The 16,606-nt window shown below is 48.5% G+C and carries 12 protein-coding genes; 2 read left to right on the forward strand and 10 right to left on the reverse strand.

Annotated elements, in window-relative coordinates; genetic code table 11:
- Nucleotides 1–228: 228 nt before the first annotated feature.
- The 10 genes from GZ78_RS12630 to glmU form a co-directional block, all read right to left on the reverse strand.
- Nucleotides 229–408, reverse strand: coding sequence for a hypothetical protein (locus GZ78_RS12630; RefSeq protein WP_034835955.1), 180 nt, complete (start codon nt 406–408; stop codon nt 229–231).
- Between the two features lie 12 nt (nt 409–420).
- A complete protein-coding gene (locus GZ78_RS12635; RefSeq protein ID WP_034835956.1) occupies nt 421–1,050 on the reverse strand; it encodes an HNH endonuclease in 630 nt (209 codons plus the stop codon).
- On the reverse strand, nt 1,047–2,369 hold the full coding sequence (locus GZ78_RS12640) for an AAA family ATPase (RefSeq protein ID WP_034835958.1): 1,323 nt from the start codon (nt 2,367–2,369) through the stop codon (nt 1,047–1,049). Before GZ78_RS12640 ends, GZ78_RS12635 begins: the two co-directional genes overlap by 4 nt.
- Nucleotides 2,366–3,574 carry a restriction endonuclease subunit S gene (locus GZ78_RS12645; RefSeq protein ID WP_161787370.1) on the reverse strand — a complete coding sequence of 403 codons (1,209 nt, stop codon included), beginning with the start codon at nt 3,572–3,574 and terminating at the stop codon, nt 2,366–2,368. Before GZ78_RS12645 ends, GZ78_RS12640 begins: the two co-directional genes overlap by 4 nt.
- A gap of 233 nt (nt 3,575–3,807) precedes the next feature.
- Nucleotides 3,808–5,454, reverse strand: a complete 1,647-nt coding sequence (locus tag GZ78_RS12650) for a class I SAM-dependent DNA methyltransferase (RefSeq protein WP_034835961.1) — start codon at nt 5,452–5,454, stop codon at nt 3,808–3,810.
- Between the two features lie 87 nt (nt 5,455–5,541).
- Entirely contained in the window at nt 5,542–6,006 is a 465-nt protein-coding gene (locus GZ78_RS12655; protein WP_034835964.1) for a type II toxin-antitoxin system death-on-curing family toxin, read from the reverse strand.
- Between the two features lie 13 nt (nt 6,007–6,019).
- Nucleotides 6,020–7,030 (reverse strand): hypothetical protein, encoded by a 1,011-nt coding sequence (locus GZ78_RS12660; RefSeq protein WP_034835966.1) that lies wholly within the window; start codon nt 7,028–7,030, stop codon nt 6,020–6,022.
- 126 nt (nt 7,031–7,156) lie between these two features.
- Nucleotides 7,157–10,693 (reverse strand): type I restriction-modification system endonuclease, encoded by a 3,537-nt coding sequence (gene hsdR / locus GZ78_RS12665; protein ID WP_034836682.1) that lies wholly within the window; start codon nt 10,691–10,693, stop codon nt 7,157–7,159.
- Nucleotides 10,694–11,146: 453 nt separating this feature from the next.
- Nucleotides 11,147–12,979 (reverse strand): glutamine--fructose-6-phosphate transaminase (isomerizing), encoded by a 1,833-nt coding sequence (gene glmS, locus GZ78_RS12670; protein ID WP_034835969.1) that lies wholly within the window; start codon nt 12,977–12,979, stop codon nt 11,147–11,149.
- 72 nt (nt 12,980–13,051) lie between these two features.
- Nucleotides 13,052–14,428, reverse strand: a complete 1,377-nt coding sequence (glmU, locus tag GZ78_RS12675) for a bifunctional UDP-N-acetylglucosamine diphosphorylase/glucosamine-1-phosphate N-acetyltransferase GlmU (protein WP_034835972.1) — start codon at nt 14,426–14,428, stop codon at nt 13,052–13,054.
- 316 nt (nt 14,429–14,744) lie between these two features.
- On the opposite strand from glmU, the gene GZ78_RS12680 reads away from it, so the two are divergent.
- The gene (locus GZ78_RS12680; protein WP_034835974.1) at nt 14,745–15,485 is read left to right on the forward strand and encodes a TrmB family transcriptional regulator; all 741 of its coding nucleotides are present in this window, start codon (nt 14,745–14,747) and stop codon (nt 15,483–15,485) included.
- Nucleotides 15,486–15,714: 229 nt separating this feature from the next.
- A complete protein-coding gene (locus GZ78_RS12685) occupies nt 15,715–16,461 on the forward strand; it encodes an outer membrane protein OmpK (RefSeq protein WP_051786119.1) in 747 nt (248 codons plus the stop codon).
- Nucleotides 16,462–16,606 lie beyond the last annotated feature (145 nt).

Raw genomic sequence — 16,606 nt, forward strand, 5'->3', positions numbered from 1 at the left:
TAAATCAATGCGAGCAGGAGCGAAAGAACAGTTTTTTCAGATGATAAACAAAGTGCTAAGTGAGCAGACGAGTGTTCGATGGCTATTTTATCGGACAAATATCCACCGAAAACGTAATGTTAAACGCTTTACCTATGGACAGGTCAACAGAAGGAAGAAAAGTTTTTCAGGATCACCACAGGAAGTGTGAACTCAATATTATTCTGTTTATTTGACTGGCGTTATTGATCAGCCGTTTGGGTTTCTCATCACCGTAAGCTCCCCCAGATGAACAGTAAGTTCGCTGCGCTCACTCCAACTATCCAGCGGGTTATTAAGATCATCCCATGTCAGATAGATACTGTTTTCCTGCAAGAACTTCTGTTCGTACTGGCTTTGTGCGCCAGCCCTTACTAACCAAACTGCCATGAGTCGTCAGGCTTATCCCTCTTCCTTAAAATAATGCGTAGCTGTATTCGGAAAACAATCACTGTCTAATAAACACGCCTTTACCTCTGGAACATCAGCAAACACAGTCATCCACACAGACCAATAGGACACTCTATCGAGCATGATCATTATCCCTTCAATATCTATATATCCATTGGCAAACTGGTCTTTTATTAGGTTCGCCCTCCTAAACTCAGCTCTTCGGCCCAGATTCAACGTCTTTTGAACTTCAAGGCCATCATCCAGCTTAACCAGCACTTTGAGGTTTTCTGCTGCCTGCCGGGCTGCATTATCCAATTCAGGGTTGGCAAAAACCCGCCCCGTTTCTTCGTAAGTAAAGGCGTGGAAGGTGTTATCGGTATCGGGCCAAAGATAACCTTCACGGCGGTCATTTTTGTCTTTTTTGAAATCCCGGTTGCAACGTGAGCAGCCTAACAACAAGTTAGTCCACTCAACTTCAAGGCCAGCCTCCTTGGATTTTGGTACTACGTGCTCAACATCCATTTTGTCAGGGCGTTCACAATATGAGCAAAATTGCCCAAAACTCTCTATCAGAGATTTAAGGTAGCTCTTGTAGGTTGAATAACTGTTTTCAATATCGAGTCGATCAACCGGCCTCATCCATCCAGCCCCTGTTTTTTCCTCTGCGCTTTTAACAGTGCGACATAGGCCGGATGCTCTGAAAATTCCAGCTCGTATTGATCCAGCTCATTACTCAACTTTTTTACCTCTGCATCGGTGGCGGGTTTGCCAGCCTCAAGCAGCTGGTAATACTTCTGGGCGGTTTCCATCATTTCTTGATACAGGGCACTTCGTGGTGTATCTACTCCCATTACGTCAGTCACAATATCCTCCACTCCACGATTCCACTGATCTGCATCCTGTTCAGGATTGTTCATATGATCAAGGTTGATAATTTTTCCATGATCCAGGGACTGTAGAATAAAAGGAGAATGACTGGTCACCACAAACTGGATATTTTCGAAATATTCCAGCAGCCTGGGTAACAGTAGTTTCTGCCAGCCAGGATGAATATTGGCATCAACCTCATCCACCAGAACAATACCGGGCGTTTTTCGAGCGGCGTCTTTCCCCAGGTGCTGATTGAGCTGAGCACAACGCATGGCCAGGTCACCTGCCAGGGTGATCATATTGCGCTGTCCATCGCTGAGATCAGAGTAGGGGAATGCTTTATCCTTGAATTCCACAACCAGCTCAGAGTGCTCCGGCGAATAATAACTATGGGTTGCGTTGGGAATCATAGCCGTAATAGCATCCAGAACGGCTACCAGTGCTGGCATATCAGGTATTCGTTTCTTGTAGGCGATGCGATCAATCCACTCCAGCCACGGCATCAATGTTTTATTCTGAGCATCAGATTTTAACGCATAGTAATAGCCAAGAGCCGTATTCGCTGCGGTGAACTTGTTGACATTCTGTGTTTTCTGCCCGGCCCACAAACGTCCAGTTCCGTAATAAACCAGCACAGGCAGGTTTTCAGCAACAGCTCCTTCTGTTTTTTGTGTCTCATAAAGCCGGGCTGCTTCTGCACTGATTTTTTTGCACCCTTCGTTTGTTGTTCTTCCGCCGGCCTTTTTGAGTAACCTGTGCCAACTCAATGAGCGGTGTTGACCAACAGGACCACAAGCAGCCACCTTGCAGTTTTCCTTAAGCTCGGTTGTCGCTACTTGATTTGAGGTGAGAATATAACGCTGGACATCACGGGCATGCAGATTTCTGACAAATGCCTGCTTTGTTACCCCAACATAACTGTGAGGCACGCCCAGCAGAAAGCCCCCCATAGCCACAGAAAGCCCTTCAAGTATGGTGGTTTTACCCTTGGCGTTATCGCCGACGATCAGAGTGATACGTTCATCAAGATCGAACTTCGCCTGCTCAAAGCAGCGAAAATTCTCCAGACTCAATGTGTTAATTTTCATGCAGCGCTTCCCGTCCTGGTGCCGGTGCGTTTTCTGGGTTTGGTTTTTTTACCTGCCATTATGGCACGCTCCGCCTTGATTTTCTCCAGCAGAGCCTCGGCAGAGTTTTCGCCACTGATCAGCTCGGGGTTGTCCTTGCGCCACTGCTCGGTCAGCTCGCCCCGGAAGGCTTTGGCGAGGATGGACTGGGTGAGGTTGCTGACTTTTGTCAGGGCGGCTTCGGTTTGTTTTTCGATGGTGTCGGCGTGGGCGAAGAGTTGTTCTACCCGGCGTACTATTTCGGTTTGTTCTTCAAGAGACGGCAAAAGGAGAGGCGTACATGAAACTACTGTTTGGTTTATCTTCGGCATATTGCCTGATGTGCCTGTTGCATTATCTTTAAAGTATTTTCTGACATTCCCAGACAGCAACGAGTAATGAAGAAACTCACCAAGTACTTTTTCATTAGGTGTACACTTCATCATCAAATCTGGATAAACATAAGCATCATCCTCTCCGCGATAAATTGCACTGACACCAACATAATCAATGGTATTTGCTCGCTGAATCAGAATGTCGCCGTTCTTTATCCAAAGGTGCGATTTTTCATCAATATCAAGCTCTACATACTTGAATTTATCACCAAGAAAAATACCCGACGTGGTTGCTGAAAGGGTTAGGTTTTTATATGAGGTTATATAATCCACGCCTTTTGGTGACTTACCATTTCGAGGCTTCGCTCTTACCACATCCAGCAATTTCACTAGCTGCCAGTCAGCTGACTTATTCCCACACCACTCCGCCGTCAACTTCCCACTCACAGCAGCAGCCAGTACCGACTGGCGGAAACGCTTCATGGTTTCGCGGGTGCGTTCAAGGCGGGCTTTGGTGCTTTCTGCCTGGGCCAGCAAGGTGTCGAGTTTGCGCGCAATAACTTTTTGCTCTTCAACCGGTGCAAGCACTACAGGTAAAGTAAGAAAGCGGGCCTGAGTCATATTCAGTCCACTTTCATTAATGCCTGTTTTTCTATCATTAAGCTCTTTTTGGGCAAACGATGTACGGAGCCAAGACTCTATGTATTCGGTATGAACATGACTTTTGGGAAAACGTAATCGATACATTTTCCCTGAAATCATTAATTTGGAACGTGTTTTTTTAACGTGACATATAACCCCACAACGTGAACGTGGCCCCGCATTAGTGATCAAAAGATCACCATCATGCACTTCTATTCTTGGCTTAGGTTCTTTACTGCTGGGCAAACGTTTGTTTTCACCCTCAAGATAATATCCATCCTGAATAGCGGTCGTTTTTAAAACACCCCATTCATCAATATCAGCTGGGGACTTTTCGCACTGAGGGCTCCAGCCTTGATGTATTATTTTTCCATCACTCTGCGCTTCCAGTAGCTTTTCAATATCGGTAATGCACCAGCTCTCAGGTAGTGTAAGAGTCTCCATTACTCAGCCCCACCCATAACTTCAGCCATTAGAGCCTTCTGCCCATCCGCCGCTTCACTTTCCCCCAGCTCTCGCAACAGGTTATCCAGCTCACCCAGAGCCTGAACCAGATCGGTCATGGCTTCACCAGCCAGCACACCCGGTTCTGGTAAGTCGGCAGCGTCCACACTGTCGGCATCTTTCAGCCAGCTGATATCCAGTGAGTCGGATTTATGTTCGGCAATCCACTGGCGGGAGAAACAGCGCCAGCGGCTGTGGGCAAGCTTATTGTCTACCTCTTTATTTTCATCGGTGCTGTTCAGTTCAATCTCTTCAGCATTAAAGCTCCACTCGCCTTCGGTACGCTTGCTGGTGCCATCAGGCTTCTTCCCAAACACTTTCTCGAAGGGCTTCAGTTGCGCTTGACCAAAGGGCGTACGCTTGCCGAAATTGGGCATATTCGTTCGCAGGTCGTAGACCCAGACGTTTTTAGTGCAGTTATCTTCCTGTGACTTTTTCTCTGGTGATCCTTTCGTGAAAAACAGCACATTGGTTTTCACGCCAGCAGCATAAAAAATACCAGTAGGCAGTCGTAAGACAGTGTGCAGGTTGCACTTGTTCATTAAATCCTGGCGGATATCGGTGCCGACGCCGCTTTCAAACAGTACGTTGTCTGGCAGCACCACCGCCGCCCGGCCACCGGGTTTCAGGTTGCGGTAAATGTGTTGTAAAAAGGCCAGCTGTTTGTTGCTGGTTGGGAAGGTGAGGTCTTTGCGGGTAATGGAGGCTTCGCCGCCTTTACTGGTACCAAAAGGCGGATTAGCCAGAATCACATCGGCTTTTGGCAGGTTTACACCCACCTGCCCGAGGGCATTACCCAAGTGCACAACACCGTCGGCATCCCCTTCCATCCCATGCAGAAGGCAGTTCATTAACGCTAAACGACGGGTAGAAGGCACCAGCTCAACACCCACAAAAGCATCGTTTTTCTGGAAACGTTGCTCCTTGGCCGTCAGGTCAAACAGATCATCAGTTTGTTTTTTGATGTAGCTGTCTGCGGCAATCAAAAAGCCTGCGGTGCCTGCTGCCGGGTCTTGTACCACTTCCCCGGCTTTTGGTTGGGTACAGCGCACCATAGAATCAATCAACGCTCTTGGGGTGAAGTACTGGCCTGCGCCGGACTTGGTTTCGTTGGCGTTTTTTTCCAACAGGCCTTCATAGAGGTTACCCAGGCCGTCTTTTTTAGCATCGAACCAGTTGATCTTGTCCAGCTGTTTGATCAGCTGTTCCAGGTGGCGGGGCTCACGCAGGCGAGTCTGGGCATCGGCATAAATGGCGGTAATCAGCGGGTCAGTATGAATCTGTTTTTCAATGGTTTTGCCGGGCTCGTCCGGGTCGGCTTCTGTGCGCTTGCCGGTGGACAGCGCCAGCAGCATCTGCCGGTAGTCGTTCAGCAGGATAATGCCAGACTTGTCGTTCAGGTCGGTCCAGCGGCAGCCTTCCGGCAGTGGGTGTTTTTGCAGGGTGCCTGCTTCGGTATTTTCGTGCACCATTTTGATAAACAGCAGCAGTACCAGCTCGGTCACGTAATCGGAATAGTTAATGCCGTCGTCTCTGAGTACGTCACAGAGGTTCCAGAGTTTTTGAACAATGTTGTCGCTGGTCATCGGTTCTCTTCGGGCAGAGCCCGCCTTAATGCAAAAATGGGTGGTAATGAGTGACGGTAATGAATGACGATAGAATAGGTGGTTAGCCTATCGGCTAATGCTCTGGCTAGCGGCTCTGGCTATTCTCAACTTCAACGCCTCAGGGAAGTCGTCATCTTCAATCAGCGAGGTGATGATGTCACCCAACAGCTCTTTATCAATGAGATCTTCGGCCAGCCAGACCGCATAGTTTTCCATCGTATGGATAAATTTATGCACGCAAAAACCGAGCCCATTCATTTCCAGAAAATAGGCTCCAAGGGCGATACTGGAACGTTTGTTGCCATCGACAAAGGCATGAAACTTGTTCACACCAAATACCAGATGAGTCAGCTTGGCTTCCAATGTAGGGTAATACTGATCATTTTGAATGTGCTCTAACACGCTCTCCAGAATACCCTGGTCTTTTATACCGGCCCGGCCACCGGAGTGCTCAATGATCCAGTCATGTTCTTTAACAGCATGGGCAACATCGAAGTAGAATAGCGGCAGATCGTCGTTGTTTTCATACATATCAACTATCCTTTCAACGATCCTTCAGTCGTTTGAACACCGCCAGTGTTTCCGGGTCAGACAATCGTTCTTCCAGCGCCTTGCTGGTTTCCCCCATAAATCGTTCAAAGTCAGTAGCCGGAACGGCTTGAACATAGGCCTGTAACTTCTCATGGAGAGCGTCTCGAAAGCAGAGGTCACGGCTGGCCATACGGGTGCGCGCCTGTTCCATGGTTGGCTTGAGGTAAGGGTTGTGTTCTATCTGGTCGATAATCTCATCCAGCTCTTTCGGCCTGAGCTTGCGGCCCAGTTCCTCGCTGCGAGTTTTCATCTCATGGGCCAGGCCATTTTCAATACTGGCAATCGCCTGAAGGACTTCTGCATACATGCTATCTCTGGGATTTTCTTTCTCTGCCAGTTTGAGAATCTGCCTGTACTCTTTAGCATCCTCATGAAACACAGCCTTGTACACCTTATTGGTGTACACACCGTATTTAAAATTGCCCATATCCAGATAGTCCCGCAGTGCAGTAGTGAACACCTGCCGGTAACTGAACTCCTGATAGGCTGCAGGCAAAAAAGCTTCGTCACGCTGATTGATAAACTGAGTATGACCACCGGAACGTTCAGCTATAACGTCAATGACAATATCAAGAATACGACTGCGAATAGCTCTGGCTTTCTCACTCTCGGTCAGCAGCATAGCCAGGTTCAGAAAAGCACGAAATGAGAATACCCCTAACACCGTTGTTTTGGTACCGACATCAATGTCGGTACCAAAACTATTCTTCAACTCTTTCAATGACTTACCACGAAGAACACGATAGCCATTCGTGGCCAGTTCCTGCTCATGGTTCGTCAGATAGCGCTCCACTGTGCGCTCATCAACCCCGAGTAGCCGAACAACCTGAACCTTCGTGAGAAGAATTTCCCCTTGCCATGTAATCCCACCGATCCCCAAGTGTTCCTGTATTTTCTCCAGTGCGTAGGGATTATTCAGTACATTCTGCCGATCAATAGTGGACGTGGTCAGGTCATTAGACATAGGGGTTCCTGGATAACATTAAGCCTCACGGCTCCCATACAAGTCTGAAGGCCGTTTCTCTCTGAGGTGATCGGGTACTTATAACTCATATTCTCATCCAGATTGGTATCTGCAACAAGTCAGAGCTTATCCGTTCGCCGCTTTTGATGGCTCCCAAAGTTCGTCATTCAACTGTTCAAGGACGTGATTGAGACTGTCTTTCAGAATGTTATTAAGCTGCTTCGCACCCCCGTGATCGGCAAAGCGTTCATTGACAAACTGCCGGTCGATAATCACTTCATGCTTGAGCTGTTTGGCCAGACGATCCAGCCATTTTCGCTGGGCCGGTGTCCATAAATGGCTGGCATAAATCGCTTCCATGGCCTGACTCACTCTCTGCTCGAAAGGAATCAGGGGCTCACCCAGTGCGGCCCGGCGGATATGCCCGATAATGCTGGCGGCAATGTCCTGATTAGTCTGGTTGCGTACTGCCGTTTGCAGTTTAGCCTCTGAGTAACCAGCCTGATCCAACAGCAGCTTGATTTCTTTTAGCTGCTCCCGGGTCAGGTCTCCTGGCTTGTTCACTACCACGGATAAGGCTGCAGATTCATTCAGTTGCTGCTGGATAAAGTCGTTAAAGCTTTCCAGGTAGTCTTCCGGGCGCTGGTGCTCACCATAGTTCTGGATGCGATCTCTGATTTCATCCGGATCGTGGGCGATCACCGGTTTGTATTCAGAACCAATCATGCTGGAAACTTCGCTAATCTGGTTCAATAGCCCGGTATGTTTCGTTATAAACTCTGACGCTTTACGTGGCCCCAGAGTACGTAAATGGCTGTGCAGATTTTTGGGTTCCACGCCCCACAGCTCCTGCAGCTCGTCCAGTTTGCTCTTTAACGCCGGGTTGCTTTCAGCTTTTTTCTCAGCCTTACGCAGCACTCGCATCAGCTTCTGGCCTAGCTGACTTAACACTGCATCGGCCTGGTTTCCCCCTGCCTGCTCACCAGGGCTGTTGAGGGCAGTTTCCAGCTTGTTCTGATCAGTGAGCTCTTCAACCAGTTGTTCCAGGGTGATATTGGGATTTTTCACCAGTGGCTTCATGGTGCTGACTTCACTCAGCGCCTTGTAAATATCCACCGGGTCATAAATGCGGAATACGGTTTTGCCAATTTCGTCACAACGGCGGGTAGCACGCCCTACCATCTGCTCGTACAGAATTCGCGATTTCACCCGGCGCAAAAACACCAAGTTACAGATTTTCGGGACATCAATCCCCGTGGTGAGCAGATCAACGGTAATAGCAATATTGGGGTAGGTTTCGTTTTTGTAACGACGAATCAGCTTGTCTACTTCATCACTCTGACCCGTGATTTTGGCCACTGCGGCCTGTTTGTATTCGTCACCATAAAGGGCTTTAAAGGCAGTATCCAACTGCTCCTTTACCCTATCTGCATGGCGATCAGTGACACAGAAGATCATGGTTTTTTCCTGACTGAACGGGTCCAGCTCCTGGACCAACTGTTCACAAATAACTCTGTTGAAATCAGGAGTGATGACTTTGCGGTTAAAGGCATCCACATCAAAGTTGAGCTCATCTTCCAGCTCTTCTGTTACCACTTCACCTGTCTGGGTATCAATGGCTGTGACGGTTTCGCCCTTTTCAAACTGAATACCCTGCTCTGTCAGTTTGGTGATATAGCGGATGGGAGGCTCATGGTCTATCAACCAGTCATCAGCAACCGCTTCGCGGTAGGAGTAGGTGTACACTGGGCGACCAAAAATATCGCTGGTGTGTTTAGCCGGTGTAGCTGTCAGGCCAATTTTCACAGCATCAAAATAGTCCAGCACACGACGGTAACTGGACAGGTACTGGCTGGCATCTCGTGTAGAGATTTCTCCCTCTGTCATTTCCTGATCAAGGGTGTATCCCCGGTGGGCTTCATCCACAATAATGCAGTCAAAGTCATCTACTGGAGGTGGCGTATCCGATGCGAAGATGCGTTTCACCATCGCTTGCACTGTGGCTACCTGAATACGAGTTTCAGCTTCAGCCGCCATATCACCCAACTCGGCGATGTTGTAAATTTTTGACAGGCTCTGATTCTGCTCCAGTGGTGCTTCTTTAAAGTTATCTAGCGCCTGATCACCCAGGGCTGTTCTATCTACCAGAAACAGAATGCGCTTGAATCTCTCCGCCTTAAGAAAGCGGTACATTAACCCGATGATGGTTCGGGTTTTACCTGTACCTGTCGCCATAGCCAGAAGAGCATTACTAATACCTTGAGCCAGGGTGCTTTCTACAGCCTTAATGGCTTTTTCCTGATATGTACGAAGGCGCAGGTAATCAAAACCTTCCTGTTGGAGCTTTTGCTCTGCAGCTTCTTTGCTTCGCTTTAGAAGATCATAGAGGCCATCAGGGGTATGAAAGCCCTGTAAAGCCTTAGCCAGATTACTATGCTGACGTACATCCCGGAACCAGGTACCGGACTGAGTCTCCAGCTGTTTGATGTAAGGACGACCATTGCAGGAATACACGAAAGGAATCTGGTAATGGCTATCCTGCTCATCAGGCCATGCAATGGTTCGCCCGGCTAACTCCCATGCACCTCTAACCGGATCTTCAATCTTAAACCCTTTACTATAACGCTCGGCTTGGGGGATTTTACCAGCAACATCCGTGTTCTCTTTCTTGGCTTCAACAATCGCTATGGGAGTGAGCCCCCGGAACAGAACATAATCGGCTCGTCCTCTTTTGCCCTGAAAACGAGTCGGCCATTCTGCAATGGCTTTATTCTTATCTTTTTCTGGCCTTGCTCCCTTTTTCCAGGTCAACTCCTGGGTGTCCGTTTCCCAGCCTGCTTCTACCAATTGCTGGTCAATCAGAATACGGGTTAACTCTTCACTCAGGCTAATGTTCTGACTGGCACTCTGGGTTTTTTTCGCGACCTGCTTGCGTTGTGTTGAGCGGGCTTTGTCGGTCTGATCCTTGATTTGCTTCTGCAGCTCGGCCAGCCTGGTTTCATATTGCTGCTGTTGTTTCGCCAGTGCCTGCTCATGGGCTTTGGCCTGTTCCGCCAGCTGTTGTGACTCTTCATCCATCGCATGAGCCAGAGCTTCGTACTCATCTTTCTCTTGCTGGATCAGATCGTTCAGTTGCTGGCTGGATACAAGCTGCCCACTGGTATCAGTCAAATCACCTTTTAGCTTTTCAATCTCTTCCTGAAGTTGCTGCAACTGCTTGCTTGGGTCACTGGGGATTTTGAACGGGCCGGGTTTAAATCGGGTTCCCTGTTTGCCAAAAGACTGGTGATACCAGACGGCCAGTTCTCTGGCCATTTTCAGACCTTCCAGAGCCTCTTTATGTTGGGTGCGGAACTGGTGGGTGGCGATATTGCCTTCACGGCGCAGAGTGTGAAAGAGCTGACGGACTTCCGGGCTGAAACGGATTTCCTGGTGAAGTAGGTAAAGTAAGTCTGCCTGTGTTGTTTTTTCTTCCTGTTCCAGCCCTACTTTCGCTGCGATATTCTGGGCCAGAGCTTCACCCAGTTGGCGGAGCTTGATCAGAGTAATATTGGGGTCACTGGAAAAAGAGCGCTCAGCCGCAGTGGCCAGCTCAACAAAAAGAGAGTCGTGTTCAGCAAGAAAATGAAAATTTGATAGCTGAGCTTTATGATCTGCCGCCATGTCGCTGTCTCCCTGATAATACTCACAGTCCATTGGGACTGGATGTACATTCCTTCGCTGTCAAAAGATAAAAGATGTGCTGGTTAAAGCATTTTACGGCATTAGCCGTGTGTATTACATCAAACCAGGAGAATGACCTTTGATAACTTCCTCGAAATAATGACCTCAAAGAATCAGGCTCTAAAAGAACGGACCATCACACTGCACAACTGCAATTGCCCAACTACAAGGAGTGTATACCCATTGGATTTCAAGATGCTACCAGGCGTCAAGTGAGCGAAGCTCCGTTATCTCCATGGATGGAGTGAACGCTGACAACAACGTAGCATCTTGAAAGACGATGGGCATATTCAGATTTCATCAGATGCTTGCTGCACCTATCAAGCACAACAAGCTACCTGATTTCAGGCTTTATTACTCATTCACAAGTAAAAGACATTCACCGCAAAAACATCATTCCACCGTCACAGACTTGGCCAGGTTACGAGGCTGGTCGACGTCAGTTCCCTTGATGATGGCTACGTAATAAGACAGCAGCTGCAGTGGCACCGTGTAGAGAATTGGCGCGACCACTTCTGGCGCGGTTTCTACGGGCAATACCTTAATTCCATCACCTGCTACCAGTCGGGCATAGCGGTCTGCAAAGACAAACAGCTGGCCACCCCGGGCGCGAACTTCTTCCATGTTGGATTTCAGTTTTTCCAGCAGGTCGTTGTTGGGAGCCACCACAATAACCGGCATATCATTATCAATCAGAGCCAATGGACCGTGCTTCAATTCACCAGCGGCGTAAGCTTCTGCGTGAATGTAAGAGATTTCCTTCAGCTTCAGTGCGCCTTCCATGGCAATCGGGTACTGAGTACCACGACCGAGGAAGAGACTGTGATGTTTGTCGGCAAAATCTTCGGCGACCGCTTCAATCTCATTACTCATTTCCAGCGTACTGCTGATAGTATGAGGCAGTTCTCTCAGGGCTTTTACGATTTCAGCTTCCTGCTCTTCGCTCATGCCTGTATGACGGCCAATCGCGGTAACCAGCATCAACAGGGCTGCCAGCTGAGTAGTGAAGGCTTTGGTGGAAGCAACACCGATTTCGGCTCCGGCACGGGTCATCAGCGCAATGTCTGACTCACGCACCATGGATGAGCCCGGCACGTTACAGATACTCAAAGAAGCCATGTAACCCAGCTCTTTCGCTTTTTGCAGTGCAGCCAGAGTATCGGCCGTTTCACCGGACTGAGAAAGGGTCACAAAAAGGCAGTCGTCTGGCACAAAGAATTTGCGGTAGCGAAACTCTGAAGCGATTTCTACACGACAGGGTATGCCTGCCAGCTCTTCAAACCAGTATCGAGCGACCATACCCGCATGGTAACTGGTACCACAGGCTACAATCTGAACAGCTTTGGTTTTATTGAGAATCTCGATACCGTTTTTACCCAAAATATCCAGATTCAGCTTTGTCTCACCCAGGCGCCCTTCCAAAGTGTTTGCAATGGCATCAGGCTGCTCATGAATTTCCTTGAGCATGTAGTGACGGTATTGACCCTTGTCACCGGCATCGTGCTCAATATCGCTTTCCTTGGCTGCACGGGTAACACTCTTGCCGTCTACATCGAAGACAGACACCGAAGTACGGGTGACTTCCGCTACATCACCTTCTTCCAGAAACATAAAGCGACGGGTTACCGGAAAGAGTGCCAGCTGATCGGATGCAATGAAGTTTTCACCCAGACCCAGTCCAATGACTAATGGACTGCCAGAACGAGCAACCACCAGACGTTCAGGATCTTTTCGATCCATCACCACCATGCCATAGGCACCTTCCAGTTGATGCACTGCTGATTGAACCGCAGCTATCAGGTTGTCTGTTTTTTTCAGTTCATGGCTGACCAGATGAGCAATCACTTCTGTATCGGTATCAGAAGCAAAGATATACCCTTCCTGTTCCAGGAAACTTCTTAGTAGCTCATGGTTCTCAATGATGCCGTTATGAACCACAGCAATATCTTCACCGGAGACATGAGGATGAGCATTGCGCTCATTAGGCTCGCCATGTGTAGCCCAACGGGTGTGAGCTATACCGGTCCCACCGGGCACGGGAGACTGATCAATAGCTTCGCTCAGTTCGGACACTTTTCCGGTTCTTCGCAGTCGCTGAAGATCGCCATTTGCACCGACAATGGCTACACCTGCGGAGTCATAGCCGCGATACTCCAGACGACGCAAACCTTCTAACAGAATGGGCGCCACATCCCTTTGCGCTACAGCACCTACAATGCCACACATAATTTTCTACCTTTGATCTGTGTTCTGCATGAGCGGCAGGGGTTCAGGTACACAACCTCCCCTGCCTGACCATCAATTCTTTTTGGTGGGACGCTGCCAACCATCGATATTTCTCTGACGACTCCGGGCCACACCCAGCTGACCTTCTTCCAGGTTCTGGGTAATGACTGAACCGGCCGCAGTAGTTGCACCTTTACCCACTGTCACCGGAGCCACCAGCGAACTGTTGGTGCCGATGAAGACATTATCTTCAATCACCGTTTTGTGTTTGTTGACTCCATCATAGTTGCAGGTCACGGTACCAGCTCCCACGTTGACACCGGCACCAATGTCAGCGTCACCTACATAGGTCAGGTGATTGACCTTACTGCCTTCACCAATGGTCGCTTTTTTGATTTCTACAAAGTTACCCACTTTGGCGCTTTCCGCCAATTGAGTACCTGGACGCAGTCGTGCGAAAGGCCCCACTTCACAGTGGGCGGAAACGTCTGCATCTTCCAGGATCGAGTGCGCCTTGATAATAGCGCCTTCCCCAATCTTTGAATTGCGAATGACACAGCCAGCCTCAATCACCACGTTATCCGCAATCTCGACATCGCCTTCCAGAATCACGTTGATATCCAGCAGGATATCTCTGCCGGTTTTGATATCACCACGAATATCAAGACGGGATGGATCAATAATGGTGACACCACTGGTCATCATGGCAGTAGCCAGCTGCTGCTGAAATGCCCGCTCCAGTTCTGTCAGCTGAACCCGGCTGTTAACACCTTCTACTTCCGTTGCCTTTTGAGGCTGAACGTGAACAACAGGGGTCTCTTCAGAAACCGCTTTGGACACTACATCCGTCAGGTAATATTCCTGCTGGGCATTCTTGTTATCCAACCCCATGACCCAGTCTCCCAGCTTGTTGCCGGGGATTGCCATGATGCCGGTATTGACTTCATTAATAGCCAACTGCTCTGGTGTCGCATCCTTGTCTTCAACAATGGCCTGCACACTGCCAAAGTCATCTCGAACAATTCGGCCATAACCGGAAGGATTGGCCAGATTAATAGTCAGCAGACCCAGTCTTTCGCCATTGCTGGCGGCCAGCAGGGACTGAAGGGTAGAAGCATGAATCAGTGGCACATCACCGTAGAGAACCAAAACCACATCGGCATCTTTACAACCGGGTACCGCTTGCTGAACAGCATGACCTGTTCCCAGCTGCTCGGTCTGCTCAACCCAGTTCAGGTCGTAATGTCCCAGGGCACTTTTCACTTTTTCTGCACCGTGACCAATCACCACATGAATCCCGCCCTTGCCAATCACTTTTTGTGTTTGCAGAGCGCTGAGAATCACGTGTTCCAGCATAGGCTTGCCAGCAATGGGATGCAGAACCTTGGGCAAGTTAGATTTCATACGGCTGCCCTGACCAGCAGCAAGAATGACAATATCAGCTCTCATGATGCTCTCTTAACAATTCAGGTTTCTTCCTATTTTGCCTGCCTGGGGAAAAACCAAAGTAAAAACCATGGCCAATCAACCATGATTTACCTCCCTGGAAAAACCGTTGAACCTCTCGCTATGGACCCATTAGCATGCAATGAATTCATGAAGACAGTACAGACAGGACAAATATCAGCAGGAAACATCAGATATAAGTGCCTCTTTTCTTACAATCAATGTCATAAGAAGTGCTGACACTTTTCTACAGTATTGAATTTAGCTTATCCTATAACATCTGAAACACAACTGTGTTTGTCATTGGAAAATTGACAATATGAACTTGGGAACACTGGAACAGCTGGGACTCGACCAGAAGGAAATCAAGCTTTATCTGGCGCTTTTGAAGCTTGGAACTGCCTCTATCCGTGATATAGCGGCTGAAGCCGACATCAATCGCGGTACTACCTATGAGACCCTGAAAGGACTGGCCGGTAAAGGTATTGTCAGCTACTTCCCAAAAGGTAAAAGGCGGGTTTTCTGTGCCGAACCCCCCGAAAAGCTACTGGATCTGGCAGAAGAAAAAAAACAGTCTCTGGAACAAAGCATTGAAGAGATGAAACAAAAGCTGATCCCTCAGCTGAATCAGCTCAAACCTGACTTCAATGCTGGCAATGTGCGCTTTTATGAGGGCGACAGCGGCATCGAATTTGTTTTAAAAGACATACTGAATACTGTCGCCAAACAGGATGATAAAAACTATTCCATTTTTTCATCCAAACCGATCCGGCAGCATCTCTATCGTCCTTTCCCGAATTATACCCAGCAACGTATCCGCAAAGGCATTAACGTTCGGGTCATTGCTATAGGAGAAGGCGGGGAAGATGCTGAACTCTCTGAACGAAAATGGATCAAGGCCACGGGTAACATTGATGCCAGCTACATTGCCATTTACCCTCCAAAAGTAGCCATGATCTCACTGGCATCCACGGACTATCCCGTTGCGGTTGTGATCGATTCTCAAGAGATTGCCAGCACTCAACAAATCATTTTTGATACGCTCTGGGGCTCTCTATAAAAACATTCAAACCATAGAAACAAGCATACAAAATCTTTGCACAAGCCACTCGGATAACATGACAGGCAATACCTTATTACACCTATAACAGATACAAGAAGAACAGGAATTAATACAACTGTACGTACGTGGACGTTAGTATTAATCGGAAACTGACCATCCCCGAATACTGACAAAGTCTATAAATTTCGCGGCCTGAATTATTTCTTTGACCGGAATCGGGCTATCCATGAAACTCCTGCGTAATGCCACCCTGGCACTGGCTGCTTTATCTGCTGCTTACACTACTACTGCAAGTGCTGAATACCAGTACGGCTTTGGTAACATCAGCATCAACCGTCTGGATTGGTCCAACGGCACTGAAGAACGCACAGCAGGCGGCAAAAAAGACTTTACTTACCTGGAGCTGGAAGGCGGAGCTGGTTTCGACTGGGGTGAACTCTATGGTTTTATGGATCTGGAAAACCCACACAAAAGTAACGAGGAAGATGATGGTGACGGTCGTCGTATAGCCATGAAAGGCACCATCCGCGTCAACCTCGGTGACAGCGGTCTCAACTTGTACGGGCAGGTTTATGACCTGAGCACTGATGGCTTTAATGAGCAAAACCGTGTTGTCGGCTTTGGCTACAACATCGCCCAGGGTTCTTTCTTCTTCAAACCTTTTATTGGTCTGCACAATGCCCAAACCACTTACTTTAGCGGTAACAATGGCTACATGCTGGGTTGGGTTCTGGGTTACGGTTTCAAAGCCTTTGGCGAAGACTTCATGGTCACTAACTGGCATGAAACTGAATTCAACCGTGACAAGGACTATGCAGACGGCAAGGAAACCGGTCAGAACGGTGCTGTTTCCCTGTGGTGGAACGCTACCGATAAAATGACTGCTGGCCTGCAATACCGCTACGCAGACGACAAGCTGGGTGCCAACACCTACCAGAACGGAATGATCTACTCTCTGAAGTACAACTTCTAAAAAAAAAATCAATGCGTCCTTGCCCTGTTCACTCTGGAACAGGGCATCAAATCAAGCTGTCGATTAATATTCTTTCCTCTCATCCCTACTCCATATCATTGTCCAGAGTTCGATAAATCATTAAACACCTGAACTTTTTCGGATC

Origin of the sequence: Endozoicomonas numazuensis (genome assembly GCF_000722635.1) — a bacterium.
Classification (GTDB): Bacteria; Pseudomonadota; Gammaproteobacteria; order Pseudomonadales; family Endozoicomonadaceae; genus Endozoicomonas_A; species Endozoicomonas_A numazuensis.